Consider the following 16,640-nt stretch of genomic DNA (forward strand, 5'->3'; position numbering starts at 1 on the left):
CGGCCGAGTTTTGAACTGATCAATCCAAAAGAGGGGCGTGCGATGCCACTGGCGGTCTATGTCCTGGGCTTGGCGATCTTCGCCCAGGGCACCTCGGAGATGATGCTGGCGGGGCTGCTGCCGCAGATGGCGGCGGACCTCGGCGTGTCCGTGCCCGACGCGGGGCTGCTGATCTCGGCGTTCGCGGCCGGGATGCTGGTGGGGGCGCCCGTGCTGGCCGTCCTCACGCTGCGGTGGCCGCACCGGCGGGCGCTGCTGGCGTTCCTCGCGGTCTTCGCGGTCATGCACGCGGCGGGCGCGCTGACGCCCGGGTACGGGGTGCTGTTCGCGACGCGCGTCGCGGGCGCGTTCGTGTACGCGGGGTTCTGGGCGGTCGCGGCGGCGACGGCGATCGGGCTGGTGCCGGCGGACGCGCGGGGACGCGCGATGGGGATCGTCGCAGGCGGGCTCACGCTCGCCACGATCGTCGGGCTGCCCGCCGGGACGGTGCTCGGGCAGCACCTCGGCTGGCGGTCGGCGTTCTGGGCGGTCGCGGCGATGTCGGCGGCGGCGATGGCCGCGGTCGCGGCGACGGTGAAGGGCGGCGCCCGGACCGGGACGGCGCCGCGCGTCCGGGACGAGCTGCGGGCGATGGCGCGGCCGCGGCTGTGGCTGGCCTACGCGACGACGGCGCTGGCCACGGGCGCGCTGCTGGTCGTGTTCAGCTACCTCGGGGCGATGCTGGAGGACGCGACGGGCATCCCGGAGCGGTGGGTGCCGGGCGTGCTGGCGCTCTACGGGGCGGGCTCGCTGATCGGGATCACGCTGGGCGGGCGGCTGGCGGACGCGCGGACCGTCCCGCTGCTGTACGCGGGGATCGCGGGGCTCGTCGCGGTGTCGGCCGCGCTGGCGCTGACGCTCGGCTCGGCGGCGCCGGCGGTCGCCCTGGTGTTCCTGCTCGGCGCGTTCGGGTTCGCGACCAACCCGGCGCTGAACTCTCGGGTGTTCGCCCTGACGGACGGGTCGCCGACGCTCGTCGCGGCGACGAACACCTCGGCGTTCAACGTCGGCATCACCGCGGGGCCGTGGCTGGGCGGGCTGGCGCTGGACGCGGGGGCCGGCTACGCGTCGACCGCGTGGATCGGCGCCGGGCTTGGCGTCGTGGCGCTCGCGACGGTGGCGCTGGGCCGGGCGCGCCGGCGGACGGTCCGGCAGGAGGAGCGGAAGATCGCCGTCAACGCGTGAGCCGGACGGGACGGGACGGCGCGGGCGTCCGCGCCGTCCCGTCCCGCATACGTCGGCTACCAGCGGCACTGCGGGGCGTGCAGGCCCCAGAGAGCGCGCTTGTCCGGATACTCGGCGAGCGTCCAGACGCGGTGCTCGGCGCGGTAGCAACTCAGGTCCTCGGGACCATAGGAGATGGTCCGCTTGGACAAGTGCCTCCAGCCGTGCCCGCGCTGGTCGGCCTGGAGCATCGTGCCGCGCTCGGAGCCGTGGCTCTGCGTGAACCACCAGTGGCCGTGGGCGCGGACGCCGCCCTGCACGCGGTCGCCGGGAAGGCTCGCGACCCAGTTCGGGTAGGCGACGCCGCCGGACCCGGCGACCAGGCCGGTGCCGTTCCGCAGCGGCCACGTCGCGACGCGCCCGCGCGGCTCCCGCTCCTTGCAGTACTCGCCCGCGACGAGCGACGGGCCGCCGGTGGTGCGGTCGACCGACATCCACGAGACGCGCGGCGCGCCGTGGCCCGCGCACCTGGCGCCGGCCCAGCCGTGGGCGTACTGCCAGTTGCCCGTCTGCGGCATGACGTACCGGTACCCGTGCCCGTAGTACTTGCCGCCGCGCAGGCCGACCCATTCCGCGTGGTCCGTGGACCCGTTCCGGCTGCGGCCGAGGTCGTAGATCTGCCGCATGTCGAACTCGCGCAGGCCCGCGCGGGTGTCGGCGACGTACAGCTTGTCGCCGAACCAGGCGATGCCGCCAGCGTGCAGGTCGATGTCGCCGTAGGAGACCCTCCCGTCCCGCATCGCCGGGTAGACGAGCAGGACGTGCCGGTAGGTGCGCCGGTCCGGGTTCACGAACGTGAGCCGGACGGCGCCGTCGTTGTGCCAGGACACCAGGATCGGACGGCCGGCCCCCCACCGGCCGTCGACCGCCGCGTCCGAGACGGTCGTGACGCCCTGCGGGTACCACTTGCGGGTCGCCGAGTCCTGCTTGTCGAAGCAGTAGGCGCGCGCCCCGGCGGGCACCTTGGCCGCCGCGGCGCAGCCGCCTGTGAGGCGGCGCTGCCCCGAGCCGTTGATCAGCGCCTGGACGCCGCTCTTGGTCAGTCTCTGCCCGAGCGCGCGCAGCGGACGGTCGAGGTTCGCGCCGCGCCGCAGGCCGAAGTCCGCCTTGCGCGGCGCCGCGTCCTGCGCCGAGGTCGACGCCGCCGCGGGCTGGGGTCCGACGACGGCGGGGACGGACGCCACCAGCGCGGCCAGCGGGACGCCGGCCGCCAGGGCGGCGGCGGCCGGCCGCCGCCCGCTCGCTCTCCATTTCATGATCATCACGACGCCCCTCCTTTCCGGCGCCGTATCGCGGAAAACCCCCCGCACCGTCGACGGAAAGGCAAATGACCATTGCACCGGCCGGGTGAACCGGAACCGCGCCGCGGGCGTCCGGCCGCCCGAAGCGGACGGGACGGCTTCCTCACAGGAAACCGTCCCGTCTGCGGGGATATCGGTATTACGGAAGGCGGCAGGTGCCGTAGTCGGACTTCGACGGGTCGCTCTCCGAGGTGCCGGTCAGCTTCAGCTTCGCCTTGCGCTCGGCGCCCGGCCCGGCCTTCGCCCACACCACCACGTCGGTGCCGCCGCCCGCCTTCGCGGTGGCCAGCTCGTTCGGCAGCCAGGTCGTCCAGCCCGCGCCGTCGACGGTCGCCTTCAGGCGGAAGACGTCGGAGCCGTAGACGCCGGTGCCGCCCTTACCGCGGTTGCCGACGCGCATCGTGCACTTCATCCAGCCGGATCCGGCCGGCTCGGCCTTCCCGGAGTCGACCTTCACCCCGCGCCGCTGCGGGCCGGACCCGTCCAGCGACCGAATGGCGACCGTGTACTCCAGGACGCCCTTCTTGTCGCGCTTGAGGTTCAGCACGTAGAAGTGCAGCCGGTTCGCCTTGTCGACGTATTCGAACTCGCTTCCGGAATCAGTCCCGGCATGGAACAGCGCGTCCGACAGCTGGCGGTAGTCGCCGATCGTCATCTTCTGCGGCGTACCGTCCGGCAGGACGAAGTCGGTCTTGTCGATGTCCTGCGGGTTCGCGTCCTGGACCCAGATGAACGGCGCCCGGTCCTGGTCCTTGGTCTTCGCCAGCAGCACCCCGGAGTCGGGCGTGAACGAGTCCATGCCCATCCGGTCGACGACCTCGAGGGTGTAGTTGTCGAACTTGCCGCCGTCGCACAGCGGGTCGGCGCCGGTGTCGCAGGCCGGCTCCTTGTCACCGCCCGTGCCGAGCTTGAGGTTGACGCCCGCGAGGCCGCCCTCGCCCGGCTCGGCGGACCGCGCCGTGATGGTCGCGACGACGGTGCCGTCCTGCGGGAGCGTGTCGCGGTCGAGCTGGAGCACCTTGGCCGCGTCGACGATGCCGAGCTTCAGCTTGTTGCGCAGCATGTGCTCCGCGCCCATGGACGCGCCGCCGACCGCCGGGATCGTCCAGCGGCTGTGCGGGCCGCCGGGGCCGTTGAAGCTGCCGCGGCTCAGCATGTCCCACGGACCGCTGTACGAGCGGCGCGGCGGCACCCCGTACGGGTTGTTGTAGTTGTCGCCGATGCCGAGGATGTGGCTGAACTCGTGCGCGAACACGGCCATCCCGGAGCTCTCCGCCTGCGTGGAGCTGCCGGTGATCGCGTTCGGCCAGATCGTCGCGCCCGCCTGCCAGGACGTCCAGTCCACGTACCGGGTCTTCACCCAGTTGGGCAGGGCCGGGTCGCCCGGCCCCCACTCGGCCGGGACGTCCTCCTTGGTCTGGAACTTCATCTGCCCGAACTCCTGCCAGGTGGACGACTCGTCCTGCCCCGCGCTGAGGAAGAAGACGAAGTCGAACTTCTTCGCCGTCTCCTCGCCGACGTCCGCGATCCACGCGGCGCGCGCGTCCGTGCGCAGGTCGCGGTTGCAGGTGTCGCCCGCCGGGCAGCCGGTGCCGCCCTGCATGCCGTCCACGCCGTACTCGTGGTCCTTGGCGGGCATCCGGTACGCGCCGAACGCGGTGAGGTCCACGCCGTAGCGGCCGCCGGAGTCCTCCATCCAGTACTCGTGCAGCGTGTGGCCGTGGTTGAGGTCCTCGGGCTTGTTGAGGAAGTCCTGGTAGAACTTCGCGACCCGGTCGCGGGGCACGTCGCCGACCGCGTTCGGGTTGCCGAAGATGGTGGAGTTCTTCGGCTGCGTGACCACGAACGGCTGGTTCGGGTAGTCGACCAGGACGACCGCGCCCTTGAAGTTCTTGATCGAGCCCTGGTGGGACGGATCGGCCCACGAGGTGCCGGGGACCGAGGCGTAGTCGTCCCAGGTCATCGTGTCGGGAAGCTCGTAGTTCTGCGGGTCGATCGGGCGCGGGCCGCCGGCCGCGTAGGTGCGGGCGGACGGCCGGCTCCGCTGCCACGGCTGCGTCTGCGGCCAGTGGCGCATCTGCCAGGGGTTCGCGGTGGGCTTCGGGATCGGAGGCTTGGTCTGCGCGGCGGCCGGCACGGCCGCGAGTCCCGCGAGCAGCACCGTCGCCGTCACGGGCACCAGCAGCGTCTTCTTGGCGCGCATGTCTCCCCTGTCTCAGGTGGTCACTGAGAACGTAAGGAGCGCCGTTCCGCCGCGCTACGGCCTACTTATACGACCTTGCGGCGTTCGCCCTGGCATGTCACGCCGTGACCTGTTCCGTACCGCTCGCTACAGGCTCGTCTAGCTGCGACGGTCCTTACAGCAGCGAACGCGTCGCGACGACGATGCCGTCCTCGTCGCTGTAGAGCCAGTCGCCCGCGCTGAACTCCACGCCGCCGAAGGCCACCGGCGCGTCCACCTCGCCGGCGCCGTCCTTGGCGCTCTTGCGCGGGTTGGACCCGAGCGCCTTGACGCCGAGGTCGAGACCGCGCAGCGCCACCACGTCGCGGACGGCCCCGTTGATCACCACGCCGGCCCACCCGTTCGCCACCGCGGACGCCGCGATCATGTCGCCCATCAGCGCGGACGCCAGCGACCCGGCACCGTCCACGACCAGCACCCGGCCCTCGCCGGGGGTGTTCAGCACCCGCTTCACCAGGCCGTTGTCGCGGTGGCAGCGCACCGTCGACACCGGTCCCGCGAACACCGTCCGGCCGCCGTACTGCCGGAACTGCGTCTCGCAGCTGCGCAGCTCGTCCCCGAAATCGTCGATGAGGTCAGCGGTCGCGAAGTCCATGCCCGGCAGCCTACTGCCCGGTAACCATCGGCCCGCGCCCGCCCGCCGCGCGCCGATCCCGCGCCCGCCGTCCCGCGCCCGGGGATCAGGCCGACGGGGCGTCGGTGGGGCGGCCGATCAGGCGGGACAGGACGATCGCGGTCTTCGTCGCCGTGATGTTCTCCTCCCGGCGCAGCCGTTCGAGGGCCTGCTCCAGGTGCTGGATGTCGCGGGCCCGGACGTGCACCAGCGCGCTGGCGTCGCCGCTGATCGTGTAGGCCGCGACCACCTCCGGGTGGCCGCGGACGCTGGAGTAGATCTCCTCCGGGGACGTCGCCCCGGTGCAGAAGATCTCGATGAACGCCTCGGTCGTCCAGCCGAGCGCGGCCGGGTCGACCACCGCCGCGAACCCGTTGATCACACCGTCCGCGCGCAGCCGGTCGACCCGCCGCTTCACCGCGGGCGCGGACAGCCCCACCTTGTCGCCGATCTGCGCGTAGGAGGCGCGGCCGTCCTCCAGGAGCCGCGCAACGATTCGACGGTCCAGATCGTCAAGACGCAACAAACAGCACCCCCAAAGTCGGTTTTCGTCATTGGTCGCCCGTAACACCCGAACATACGCTGGATATGGACCGGGCGGCCACCCGCCGCTCCCGGCTCCTCCCCCCTCGGCACCGGGCGCCCCCGTCCGGTGTCCCGGCGATGCCCGGCCCGACCGGCCGGACCCGAACGCGAGAAGGAGCGTCGTGACGGCGACCGAACAGCTGCGGGCGATGTCCGAGGAGCACAGCGCGCACAACTACCACCCCCTCCCGATCGTCGTCGCCGACGCCGAGGGCGCCTGGCTCACCGACGTCGAGGGCCGCCGCTACCTGGACATGCTGGCGGCCTACTCGGCGGTCAACTTCGGGCACCGCAATCCGCGCCTCGTCGCGGCGGCCCAGCGGCAGCTGGAGCGGGTCACCCTGGTCAGCCGCGCGTTCGACCACGACCAGTTCGGCCCGTTCGTCACCGAGCTGGCCGAGCTGTGCGGCAAGGACATGGTGCTGCCGATGAACAGCGGCGCCGAGGCCGTCGAGACGGCGCTGAAGACCGCCCGCAAGTGGGGCTACGAGGTGAAGGGCGTCCCCTCCGGGGAGGCGAACATCATCACGTTCGAGGGCAACTTCCACGGCCGCACCACCACGATCGTCAGCTTCTCCACCGACCCCGACGCCCGCGACTCCTACGGCCCCTACACGCCGGGGTTCCGGACCGTGCCGTACGGGGACGTCGACGCGCTGAAGGCCGCGATGGACTCCTCGACCGTCGGCGTGCTGGTCGAGCCGATCCAGGGCGAGGCCGGCGTGAACGTCCCGCCGAGCGGGTTCCTGCGCGCGGTGCGGGAGCTGTGCACCGCGAACGGCACGCTGATGATCGCCGACGAGATCCAGTCGGGCCTCGGCCGCACCGGCACCACGTTCGCCGTCGAGCACGAGAACGTGGTCCCGGACGTCTACATCCTCGGCAAGGCGCTCGGCGGCGGCATCATGCCGGTGTCCGCCGTGGTCGCCGACCGGGACGTGCTCGGCGTGTTCAAGCCGGGCCAGCACGGCTCCACCTTCGGCGGCAACCCGCTGGCCTGCGCGATCGGCCGCGAGGTGATCGCGATGCTGCGGACCGGCGAGTACCAGGAGCGGTCCCGCGCGCTGGGCGCGCACCTGCACGACCGGCTCGGCCGGCTGCCCGGCGACCTCGTCCGCGAGGTGCGCGGCCGCGGCCTGTGGGCGGGCGTCGAGCTGTACGGCCGGGCCCGTCCGGTCAGCGAGCGGCTGATGGAGCTCGGCGTGCTGGCCAAGGAGACGCACGAGACGACGCTCCGGCTGGCCCCGCCCCTCGTCGTCGAGCGGGAGGACCTCGACTGGGCGCTGGACCAGCTGGAGGCGGCTCTCAAGGGCTGAGCCCCGGCCGGTAAAGAGTTACCCGCGACCCGCCTGTCCGCGCGGGGCGCGCCGCGCCCGGGGAGAGGGTGTGCGCATGCAGCGCAACCCGTCCCCGCAGGACAGCCCGGAGCAGGAGAAGCCGACCGGCCGCCGACGGCGGCGGGTCCTCATCGGCTGCGGCGTGCTCGCGGCCGGCGCGCTGGTGCTGCTCGGCGGCGGCGCCTACCTGCTGGAGAACGCCTACAACGACGGCGTGAAGCGGATCGCGGGCGCGATGCCGGAGCGCAGCGGCCGCCCGGTGTCGACGGGACGCGGCGAGAACTGGCTGCTGATCGGGTCGGACCGGCGCTCGGACATGCCGTCCATGGGCGCCCGGTCCGACACGATCATGCTGGTGCACCTGTCCGGGCGGGACGGCCGGGTGTCGGTCATCGCGATCCCGCGCGACAGCTGGGTGCCGATCCCCGGGCACGGCGCCGGGAAGATCAACGCGGCGTTCTCCTACGGCGGCCCGAAGCTGCTGATCCGGACGGTCGAGCAGCTCACGAAGGTGCGCGTCGACCACTACGCCGCGCTGGACTTCGGCGGGTTCGTGAAGATGACCGACGCGCTCGGCGGCGTGGACGTGACGGTCGAGAAGCGCACGTACGACCCGATGCACAAGCGGACCTGGCCCGCCGGGCACCAGCACCTGAACGGCGTCGAGGCGCTCGACTTCGTCCGGCAGCGGTGGAACCTGCCCGGCGGCGACCTCGACCGGATCAAGCGGCAGCAGGCGTTCCTGCACGCGCTGGCCGACAAGGCCCTCGATACCCGCAACCCGCTGAAGATCGACCGGTTCATCCGGGCCGCGACCCACTCGGTGACCGTGGACGACTCGGTGACCGCGGGCACGCTGCGCGGCCTGGCGGCGCGGCTGCTGAAGACGCCGCTGATGGAGTACCTGACGGCCCCGGTCGACCGGTTCGCGTCGCGGGGCGGGCAGAGCGTGGTGCTGCTGGACGCGGCCGCCGGCGACGAGCTGTTCGCCGACGTCCGCGGCGACCGGGTCGGCGACTTCGTGGCCCGCAACGGCGCGGCGAACAGCGTCGGCACCGTCCGCTGAAACCGAGTGTGACCTGTACGGATAAGTCGGGCATCAAAAGAATGTGACGACAGAGGTCTAGATGGATTAGTCTAAGTGGACTAATCGACGTCGACCAGAAGGTCGCTCCATGTCCCGACCCCTCACACCGCTCGCGCTGACCGTCCTGCGCATGCTGTGCGGCGGGCCCATGCACCCGTACGAGATGCAGCAGCGGATCCGCGACCACGCCTACGACCAGGCCGTCAAGGTCACGCACGGCTCGCTCTACCACTCGGTGGAGCGGCTCGCGGCCGCCGGCCTGATCGAGCCGCTCGAGACCGCGCGCGAGGGCCGCCGCCCGGAGCGGACCGTCTACGCGGTCACCAGCGCCGGACGCGACGCCGCGCACATCCGCCTCGCCGAGCTGCTCGCCAAGCCCGTCGAGGAGTTCCCGCTGTTCGGCACGGGCCTGGCGTTCATCAACCTGCTGCCCGAGGCGGAGGTCGCCCGGCAGCTGCGGCACCGCGCCATCGCGCTGGAGGCGCTGCTCGTCGGGAACCAGGCGGTCAACGACTCGCTCCGCAAGCGCGGGCTGGAGCGCCACAAGCTGCTCGACCAGGAATGGGCCATCGCCCGGTTCCGCGGCGAGCTGGAGTTCGTCCAGAACCTGGCCGACGACCTCGAATCCGGGCGCATCACCTGGACCGGCGAGACCGGGGTGACCTCCTGCCACCCGCCCGACCAGCACGACCACCGCACCGACTACCACGCAAGCCGTAACGACAAGGGGGCACCATGAGCAAGTGGCGCGGGAACCCGTGGGCGATCCTATTGACGCTCTCGCTCGGTTTCTTCATGACGCTGCTCGACCTGACGATCGTGAACATCGCGATCCCGAGCATGATCGACAAGCTGAACGCCTCGCTGGACGAGGTCCTCTGGGTGGTCAACGCCTACATCCTGGTGCTGGCCGTGCTGCTCATCACCGCCGGCCGCCTCGGCGACCTGTGGGGCAAGAAGAACCTGTTCATCGCCGGTGTGGCGCTGTTCACCCTGTCCAGCCTGGCGTGCGGGATCTCGCAGGACCCGGCCCAGCTGATCGCGGCCCGCGCCGTGCAGGGCCTCGGCGCCGCGCTGCTGATGCCGCAGACGATGTCGATCATCATCGGGGTGTTCCCGCCGGAACGGCGCGGCACCGCGCTCGGCGTCTGGGGCGCGGTCGCGGGCGTGTCCACCATCGCCGGCCCGACCATCGGCGGGCTGCTGGTCACCAGCCTCGACTGGCGGTGGATCTTCTTCGTGAACCTGCCGATCGGCATCATCGTGCTGGCGCTCGCCGTGCCGATCCTGCCCGGCCACACCCCCACCGTGAAGCACCGCTTCGACATCGCCGGCGTCGGTCTCGCCTCCGCCGGGCTGTTCTGCCTGACGTTCGCGCTGACCGAGGGCCAGAAGTACGACTGGAACGAGGGCATCTGGGGCCTCATCGCCGCCGGCCTCGGCCTCTTCGTGATCTTCTACGTCTACCAGCGGACGCAGCAGGACCGCGAGCCGCTGGTGCCGTTCTCGCTGTTCCGCGACCGCAACTTCACGATCCTCAACTTCGTCGGCGCCGCCGTCTCCATCGGCATGATCGGCATGTTCCTGCCGATGACGATCTACATGCAGTCCGTCCTCGGCTTCAGCGCCCTCAAGGCCGGCCTCGTGATGGCGCCGTCCTCGGTCGTGTCGATGTTCCTCGCGCCCGTCGCCGGCAAGCTGTCGGACCGCATCGGCGGCAAGTTCATCCTGATGGGCGGCCTCACCCTCTACGCGCTCGGCATGCTGTGGCTGGTGCTGGTCGCCGAGGTCGGCACGGACTGGACCGCGTTCATCCCCGCGCTCGTCGTCGCCGGGTTCGGCATCGGCGGCGTGTTCGCGCCGATGGCCACCGAGGCGACCCGGAACGTGCCGCCCCGGCTGGCCGGCGCCGCGTCCGGCGTGAACAACACCGTCCGCCAGATCGGCTCGGTCCTCGGCAGCGCCGCCGTCGGCGCCGTCCTGCAGAACCAGCTCGCCTCGTCGCTCAAGGACCAGGCCGCGACCCGCGCGGCGGCGCTCCCGCCGGACGTGCGGCCCGGGTTCGTCAAGGGCTTCGCCGGCGCCGCCAAGGGCGGCCTTGAGGTCGGCGCGGGCCAGACCGGCACCCAGCAGAAGCTGCCGCCGGGCGTCCCGCAGAGCGTGGCGCACCAGATCCAGCAGGTCGCCGGCCAGGTGTTCTCGCACGGCTTCGTGCATGCGATGAAGCCGACGATGATCCTGCCGATCGCCGTCGTCCTCGCCAGCGCCGCCGCCTGCTTCGGCGTGAAGGGCTACCGCTCCACCCCGGCGCCGGGCACCGCCGAGCCCGCCCCCGCCACCGTGCAGAGCTGACCCGAAGCACGTTCACTCGCGGCGAGCCGCCGTCATGGCAGTGCCCATGACGGCGGCTCGCCGCGTCAGCGGGCGAGGCGGCCGTAGCCGCCGCCGTAGAAGATCAGGGGACGGGCGTCGGGCGACGGGAGGTGCAGGCTCAGCACCTCGCCGACGACGATGCTGTGGTCGCCGGCGTCGTGGACGGCGTGGGTGCGGCATTCCAGGGCGGCGACGGCGTCGGTGAAGATCGCGGCGCCGGTGACCGGGCCCCGCGTGTGGTCCCAGCCCTGGAGCTGGCCGTCCAGCATCCGGCCGCGGGTCGCGAACCACTGCGAGGCGTCCCGCATCTCCTCCGACAGCACCGACACCGCCCACTCGCCGGCGTCCAGCGCCAGGTCGTGGAAGCGCGCGATCTTCTCCGGGCAGAACATCACCAGCAGCGGGTCCAGCGACACCGAGGCGAACGCGTTCACCGTCATGGCGTGGTCGGCGCCGTCCACCACGCTCGTCACGATCGCGACGCCCGTCGCGAACCTGCCCGCCACCCGGCGGAAGAGCTCCGGATCCACGCTCGGGTCCACACGGTCGCCGCTCACAACGCGCACACCCTAGCGATCCCCCTACCCGCGGGTGCGCGCCGCCCTCCCGGTGAGCCACTGCCCGCTCGGGCCGGGCGACGGGACCCGCGCCACCGCGATTCCCGCGGCCACCATGCCGCCGACGATGTACACATACCCCGCGAGCGTCCCCGGAACGACCAGGTCGCCCTCCGGCCGCTGCATCGACATCACGATCACCGCGGCGCCCCACACCACCGCCGGCACCGCCGCGCCGATCTTGCCGCCCATGCCCAGGCCCGCCAGCCGGACCATGGCGTACACCAGCGGCACCAGCACGATCGAGGTGACCGGCACGTCCCCGGCCGTCCACTCCTGGGCGTACGAGCCGACCAGGCCGAAGACCCCGCCGAGCAGCCCGAGCGCCGCGTACGCCGCGCCCGTCACCAGCGCCTCCAGCGGGCCCTCGCCGCGGCCTCCCGCGCCGCCGGCGGCGGACGCGCCGCCCGCCGCGTCGGCGGGAAGATCGTCCTTGGCCAGGCTCACCCGCGCCTCGTCGTCCTCGTTCACGGCCTCAGCGTATCCAGCCGGTCAGCCTTCCGCGTCGTCCAGACCGGCGAAGAGGTCGGTCTCGCGGCGGCCCGGGCCGACCGGGCCGAGCTCGCCCGCCTGCAGGATGAAGTACTCGGTGCCGAACGCCTGCTGCCCGAGGTTGTTCGACAGCGCGAAGAACGGCCCGGCCTCCTCCGGCGCCACCGTGATCTGGGTGCGGTGCGCGCGCAGCGCCGCCAGCTTGGCGGGCAGGTGCGCGCGGGCGTCCACGACCGTGGTGACCTGCCCGTCCGGGACGCCGGAGCCCAGCTCGTCCAGCCCGGCGACCCGCGCGAACGGCAGCTTCGCCTCGCGCATCACCGCGATCGCCCGCGCCAGCACGGTGCGGGGGGTGGCGTAGGCGTAGAACTTCGCGGCCCGCCACGGCTCGCCGCCGCCGGTGAACGACGGGTCGGCGGCCATCTCGAACGCCCGCCAGGCGACGCGGTGCGCCTGGATGTGGTCGGGGTGGCCGTAGTTGCCGCGCTCGTCGTAGGTGACGATGACGTGCGGCCGGACCTCCCGGATGATCTTCGCGAGCTCCGCGCCGGCCTCCTCGACGTCGGCCTGCCAGAAGCTGCGCGGGTCGTCGTTGGTGGCGGTGCCCATCATGCCCGAGTCGCGCCACCGGCCGGGACCGCCGAGGTAGCGGTGGTCGCGCACGCCGAGCGCCGCGGCGGCCGCCGCCATCTCGCCGATCCGGTACTCGCCGAGGCGGTCCTCCTTGTCGGACGCCAGGTGGCGCAGCTCATCGGGGATGACCTCGCCCTCCTCGCCCAGCGTGCAGGTGACGAGACAGACGTGGGCGCCCTCGGCGGCGTACTTGGCCATGGTCGCCCCGGTCCCGATGGACTCGTCGTCCGGATGGGCATGGACGAACAGGATCCGCGGCTCCTTCATGGTCACGAGCCTACTCAGGCGGCGCGGGCACGGCGATGACCGCCCTGCCCGCGCGGGCACGGCGCCGCGGCGGGCGGCCGTCAGCCGCCGGTCCCCGCTCCGCCGCCACCGCCGCCGCCACCGCCGGAGCCGTCACCGCCGCCACCGCCGCCGCCCGAGGTGTGCGTCGGGTTGGTGGTCGGCGAGTGCGACGTGGGGGCCTCGCTGGTGGGGGCCTCGCTGGTCGGCGCCTCGCTGGTCGGCGCCTCGCTCGTCGGGAGGCGCGTGGGCGCCGTGTGCCGGGGCCGGGTCGGGCGGGTGTACGTCGGCTGGTCCTGCGTGGGCTGGTCCTCGGTCGGGCTGTCGGAGACCGACGAGGAGTCCGAGACCGTCGGGGACGTCCCCGTGCCCGGGGTGTCGTCGCCGCCGCGGTTCGCCATGAACAGGCCGACGACGAGCGCCAGCACCGCGATCGCCGCGATCCCCGCGAAGATCGGCCACTTGGACCGGCGCTCCGGCTCGAAGTCGTCGTAGCCGGTGTGCCGGCCGCCGCCGCGGTACGGGGGCTGCTGGACGGGCGGCAGCGTGCCGGTGTAGTTCGCCGGCGAGACCCGCTGCGTCTGCCCGCCGTGGGGCCCGCCCTGGTGCGCGCCGAAGGCCGCGGCGGCGCCCGCGCCGGCGGCGAGCGTGGAGCCCTCCGCGAGCATCGTGGTCGCCTGCCCGGGGTCGTCCATCCGGGTCTGGCCGGCGCCGCCCGGCCCGCTGCCGATCAGCGCCATCATCAGCTGCTGCGCGGTGGGCCGCCGCTCCGGCTCCTTCACCAGGCACGCCGCGACCAGCCGGTGCAGGTCGGCGGGCACGCCCTCCAGGTACGGCGGCTCGTTCATCACCCGGTTGATCACTGCGACCACGGTGTCGTCGCCGAACGGCGGGTGCCCGGTCGCGGCGAACACCATCGTGGTCGCCCACGCCCACACGTCCACGGCCTCGGTGAGGGTGGCGCCCGCCACCTGCTCGGGGGCCATGTAGGACGGGGTGCCGATCGCCTTGGTCGCGTTGGTCTGGCCGGTGTCCAGCGCCCGCGCGATGCCGAAGTCGATCACCCGCGGGCCGTCCGGCGCCATGATCACGTTGTGCGGCTTGAAGTCGCGGTGCACGATCCCGGCCTGGTGGATCGCGACCAGCGCGGTGGCGGTGCCGATCGCCAGCCGGTCCAGCGCCGCGCCGGTGATCGGCCCGGTCTCGGTGACCTGCTTGTACAGCGACGGGCCCGGCACGTACTCGCTGGCGATGTAGGGCTGGTCGCCCGCGACGTCCGCCTCCAGCACCTGCGCGGTGCAGAAGCGGGCGACCTGCTTGGCGGCCTGCGCCTCGCGGACGAACCGGTTGCGCGCGCCGGCGTCGGCGGCGAGATCGGTGCGCAGCAGCTTGATGGCGGCCCTGTTACCCGAGGCGTCGACGCCCGCGTAGACGACCCCCTGGCCGCCCTCGCCGAGCCGTTCGACGATCTCGTACGAGCCCAGCCGCCGGGGATCGCCCGGCTGCAGCTCCGGCATGGACCACTCCTTCAACGCCCGCGAGACAAAAGCTTGGGGAGGTCTTGAGCTTACGCGAGCGGGGCCATGCCCAAGGGCCGTTCCCCGGCCGCGATGACCGCCCGGAATCATAGGGGCAGGCAACGGCGCCGCGCCGCCGTTCGGGGAGGCTCGCGGGCTGGCAGACTCGGATGCCATGAGCATCAGCTATCCGCGGCAGAGCGCCCGCACCCGCCGTTTCAGCCTCGGCGTCCCGCGCGCCTTCCAGATCGCGCAGGACGGCACGCGCGTGACGTTCCTGCGCACCAGGGCGGGCGACGATCCGGTGACCTGCCTGTGGACGCTGGACACCGGCACCGGCGAGGAGCGCCTCGTCGCCGACCCGGCCGCGCTGGACGTCCCGGGCGAGGAGAACCTGCCCGCCGAGGAGCGGGCCCGCCGGGAGCGCGCGCGGGAGCAGGCCGGCGGCATCGTCGGGTACGCCACCGACCGGGACATGCGGCAGGCCGTGTTCACGCTCGGCGGACGGCTCTACGTCGCCGACATCGAGGGCGGGCTGGTCCGCGAGCTGCCCGCGCAGGCGCCGGTGTTCGACCCGCGCCCCGACCCGGCGGGCCGCCGCGTCGCCTACGTGTCCGGGCGGACGCTGCGGGTGATCGAGATGGACGGCTCGGACGACCGGGCGGTCGTGCAGCCGGAGTCGGACCAGATCTCCTACGGGCTCGCCGAGTTCGTCGCGGCCGAGGAGATGGGCCGGATGCGCGGCCACTGGTGGTCGCCGGACGGCGGGACGCTGCTCGTCGCGCGGGTGGACGAGACGCCGGTGCAGCGCTGGCACATCGCCGACCCCGCGAACCCGGACCGGACGCCCGCCGAGATCGCCTACCCGGCGGCGGGCACGCCGAACGCGCTGGTGTCGCTGGCGCTGGTGAAGGTGGACGGCGGCCGGCTCGGCGTCGCCTGGGACCGCGGCATGTTCCCCTACGTCGTCACCGCGTCCTGGGACCGGCACGGCCTGCTGATCGTCGTGCAGCCGCGGGACCAGCGGTCCCAGCGGGTGCTGCGGGTCGACCCGTCGAACGGGGAGACGTCGCTGGTGCACAACGAGCACGACCCGGTGTGGACCGACATCGTGCCGGGCCTGCCCGCGCACACGGGGACGGGCGAGCTGGTCTGGGTCACCGAGGACCGCGAGACCGACACGCGCCGCATCACGATCGGCGGGAAGCCGGTCACGCCGGGCGGGCTGCAGGTCCGCTCGATCCTCGCCGTCGAGGGCGAGTCGATCCTGTTCACCGCGTCGGAGGAGCCCACCGAGGTCCACCTGTACTCCTACGACGCAGGGGAGATCCTCCGGCTGACGGAGGGGCAGGGCGTGTTCGGCGGGGCGCGGGCCGGCGGTGTGACGGTGGTCACGGGGGCGCGGCTGGATCGACCGGGGACCGAGGTGGAGGTGCGCGGGCCGTCCGGGATCCACCCGGTCGCGTCGCTCGCCGAGACCCCGGTGATCACGCCGCGGGTCGAGCTGCTGCGCGCCGGGGACCGCGAGATCCGCACCGCCGTGGTGCTGCCGACCGGCTGGAAGCCCGGCGACGGGCGGCTGCCCGTCCTGATGGACCCCTACGGCGGCCCGCACGCGCAGCGGGTGCTGGCCGTCCAGCGGGCGTACTGCGAGGCGCAGTGGCTCGCCGACCAGGGCTTCGCCGTGGTGATCGCGGACGGCCGCGGCACGCCGGGCCGCGGCCCGGTCTGGGACCGCGCGGTCCGCGGCGACTTCGTCGAGCCGGTGCTGGAGGACCAGATCACGGCGCTGATCGAGGCGGCGCGGCTGCATCCGGCGGCGTTCGACCTGGACCGGGTCGGCATCCGCGGCTGGTCGTTCGGCGGCTGGCTCGCGGCGCTGGCGGTGCTGCGCCGCCCGGACGTGTTCCACGCGGGCATCGCGGGCGCGCCGGTCACCGACTGGCGGCTGTACGACACCCACTACACCGAGCGGTACCTCGGCCACCCGGACGAGGAGCCGGAGGCGTACGCCGCGCACTCGCTGATCGAGATGGCCGGCGAGCTGCGGCGCCCGCTGATGATCATCCACGGGCTCGCCGACGACAACGTGGTCGCCGCGCACACGCTGCGGCTGTCGTCGGCGCTGCTGGCCGCCGGCCGCCCGCACACCGTCCTGCCGCTGTCGGGCGTCACCCACATGACCCCGCAGGAGGTCGTGGCGGAGAACCTCCTCCTGGTCCAGGTCGAGTACCTCAAGTCCGCCCTCGCTGGTTGAGCCGCGGCGGGCCGCCGTCATGGGCAGGCCATGACGGC

14 protein-coding genes are annotated in these 16,640 nt (G+C 73.1%); 6 read left to right on the forward strand and 8 right to left on the reverse strand.

Going from position 1 to position 16,640, the window contains the following annotated elements:
* Positions 1-42: 42 nt before the first annotated feature.
* Positions 43-1,224 (forward strand): Cmx/CmrA family chloramphenicol efflux MFS transporter, encoded by a 1,182-nt coding sequence (locus ABT299_RS32030; protein WP_500253024.1) that lies wholly within the window; start codon positions 43-45, stop codon positions 1,222-1,224.
* 56 nt (positions 1,225-1,280) lie between these two features.
* Here ABT299_RS32030 and ABT299_RS32035 read toward each other — a convergent pair whose 3' ends face one another.
* The 4 genes from ABT299_RS32035 to ABT299_RS32050 all read right to left on the reverse strand — a co-directional run bounded on the left by ABT299_RS32035 (position 1,281) and on the right by ABT299_RS32050 (position 5,942).
* Positions 1,281-2,528 carry a hypothetical protein gene (locus ABT299_RS32035; RefSeq protein WP_500253025.1) on the reverse strand — a complete coding sequence of 416 codons (1,248 nt, stop codon included), beginning with the start codon at positions 2,526-2,528 and terminating at the stop codon, positions 1,281-1,283.
* Between the two features lie 175 nt (positions 2,529-2,703).
* Complete coding sequence (locus ABT299_RS32040; RefSeq protein WP_500253026.1) at positions 2,704-4,767, reverse strand: M6 family metalloprotease domain-containing protein; 2,064 nt, start codon at positions 4,765-4,767, stop codon at positions 2,704-2,706.
* Positions 4,768-4,921: 154 nt separating this feature from the next.
* A complete protein-coding gene (rraA, locus tag ABT299_RS32045) occupies positions 4,922-5,401 on the reverse strand; it encodes a ribonuclease E activity regulator RraA (RefSeq protein ID WP_500253027.1) in 480 nt (159 codons plus the stop codon).
* An 85-nt stretch (positions 5,402-5,486) separates the two neighbouring features.
* Positions 5,487-5,942, reverse strand: coding sequence for an Lrp/AsnC family transcriptional regulator (locus ABT299_RS32050; protein WP_190861009.1), 456 nt, complete (start codon positions 5,940-5,942; stop codon positions 5,487-5,489).
* Between the two features lie 184 nt (positions 5,943-6,126).
* Between ABT299_RS32050 and rocD the strand changes: the two genes are divergently transcribed.
* The 4 genes from rocD to ABT299_RS32070 all read left to right on the forward strand — a co-directional run bounded on the left by rocD (position 6,127) and on the right by ABT299_RS32070 (position 10,780).
* A complete protein-coding gene (gene rocD / locus ABT299_RS32055) occupies positions 6,127-7,320 on the forward strand; it encodes an ornithine--oxo-acid transaminase (protein WP_190861011.1) in 1,194 nt (397 codons plus the stop codon).
* A gap of 76 nt (positions 7,321-7,396) precedes the next feature.
* On the forward strand, positions 7,397-8,407 hold the full coding sequence (locus ABT299_RS32060; RefSeq protein ID WP_190861013.1) for an LCP family protein: 1,011 nt from the start codon (positions 7,397-7,399) through the stop codon (positions 8,405-8,407).
* Between the two features lie 109 nt (positions 8,408-8,516).
* On the forward strand, positions 8,517-9,167 hold the full coding sequence (locus ABT299_RS32065) for a PadR family transcriptional regulator (protein ID WP_387022395.1): 651 nt from the start codon (positions 8,517-8,519) through the stop codon (positions 9,165-9,167).
* Complete coding sequence (locus tag ABT299_RS32070) at positions 9,164-10,780, forward strand: DHA2 family efflux MFS transporter permease subunit (protein ID WP_190861017.1); 1,617 nt, start codon at positions 9,164-9,166, stop codon at positions 10,778-10,780. The genes ABT299_RS32065 and ABT299_RS32070 overlap by 4 nt, the downstream gene beginning before the upstream one ends.
* Before the next feature lie 65 nt (positions 10,781-10,845).
* Here the strand turns inward: ABT299_RS32070 and ABT299_RS32075 are convergent, their stop codons facing one another.
* From ABT299_RS32075 to ABT299_RS32090, 4 genes are all read right to left on the reverse strand, one after another.
* Positions 10,846-11,358: a flavin reductase family protein gene (locus ABT299_RS32075; protein WP_500253028.1), complete on the reverse strand. Its 513-nt coding sequence runs from the start codon at positions 11,356-11,358 to the stop codon at positions 10,846-10,848.
* A 24-nt stretch (positions 11,359-11,382) separates the two neighbouring features.
* Positions 11,383-11,889: a DUF6113 family protein gene (locus ABT299_RS32080; RefSeq protein ID WP_500253029.1), complete on the reverse strand. Its 507-nt coding sequence runs from the start codon at positions 11,887-11,889 to the stop codon at positions 11,383-11,385.
* A 21-nt stretch (positions 11,890-11,910) separates the two neighbouring features.
* Positions 11,911-12,810 carry an N-acetyl-1-D-myo-inositol-2-amino-2-deoxy-alpha-D-glucopyranoside deacetylase gene (gene mshB / locus ABT299_RS32085; RefSeq protein WP_190861020.1) on the reverse strand — a complete coding sequence of 300 codons (900 nt, stop codon included), beginning with the start codon at positions 12,808-12,810 and terminating at the stop codon, positions 11,911-11,913.
* A gap of 80 nt (positions 12,811-12,890) precedes the next feature.
* On the reverse strand, positions 12,891-14,345 hold the full coding sequence (locus tag ABT299_RS32090) for a serine/threonine-protein kinase (RefSeq protein WP_190861022.1): 1,455 nt from the start codon (positions 14,343-14,345) through the stop codon (positions 12,891-12,893).
* 175 nt (positions 14,346-14,520) lie between these two features.
* Here ABT299_RS32090 and ABT299_RS32095 point away from each other — a divergent pair, with 175 nt between their 5' ends.
* A complete protein-coding gene (locus ABT299_RS32095; protein WP_500253030.1) occupies positions 14,521-16,602 on the forward strand; it encodes a S9 family peptidase in 2,082 nt (693 codons plus the stop codon).
* Positions 16,603-16,640 lie beyond the last annotated feature (38 nt).

This window comes from Spirillospora sp. NPDC000708 (genome assembly GCF_040299565.1).
Lineage (GTDB): Bacteria > Actinomycetota > Actinomycetes > Streptosporangiales > Streptosporangiaceae > Spirillospora.

Excerpts from the sequence above, each read along its gene's own strand:
- ABT299_RS32060 (WP_190861013.1), top strand. The coding sequence starts at position 7,397 with ATGCAGCGCAACCCGTCCCCGCAGGACAGCCCGGAGCAGGAGAAGCCG.
- ABT299_RS32090 (WP_190861022.1), bottom strand. The coding sequence starts at position 14,345 with ATGCCGGAGCTGCAGCCGGGCGATCCCCGGCGGCTGGGCTCGTACGAG.
- rraA (WP_500253027.1), bottom strand. The coding sequence starts at position 5,401 with ATGGACTTCGCGACCGCTGACCTCATCGACGATTTCGGGGACGAGCTG.
- ABT299_RS32065 (WP_387022395.1), top strand. The coding sequence starts at position 8,517 with ATGTCCCGACCCCTCACACCGCTCGCGCTGACCGTCCTGCGCATGCTG.
- ABT299_RS32095 (WP_500253030.1), top strand. The coding sequence starts at position 14,521 with ATGAGCATCAGCTATCCGCGGCAGAGCGCCCGCACCCGCCGTTTCAGC.
- ABT299_RS32040 (WP_500253026.1), bottom strand. The coding sequence starts at position 4,767 with ATGCGCGCCAAGAAGACGCTGCTGGTGCCCGTGACGGCGACGGTGCTG.
- ABT299_RS32030 (WP_500253024.1), top strand. The coding sequence starts at position 43 with ATGCCACTGGCGGTCTATGTCCTGGGCTTGGCGATCTTCGCCCAGGGC.
- mshB (WP_190861020.1), bottom strand. The coding sequence starts at position 12,810 with ATGAAGGAGCCGCGGATCCTGTTCGTCCATGCCCATCCGGACGACGAG.
- ABT299_RS32070 (WP_190861017.1), top strand. The coding sequence starts at position 9,164 with ATGAGCAAGTGGCGCGGGAACCCGTGGGCGATCCTATTGACGCTCTCG.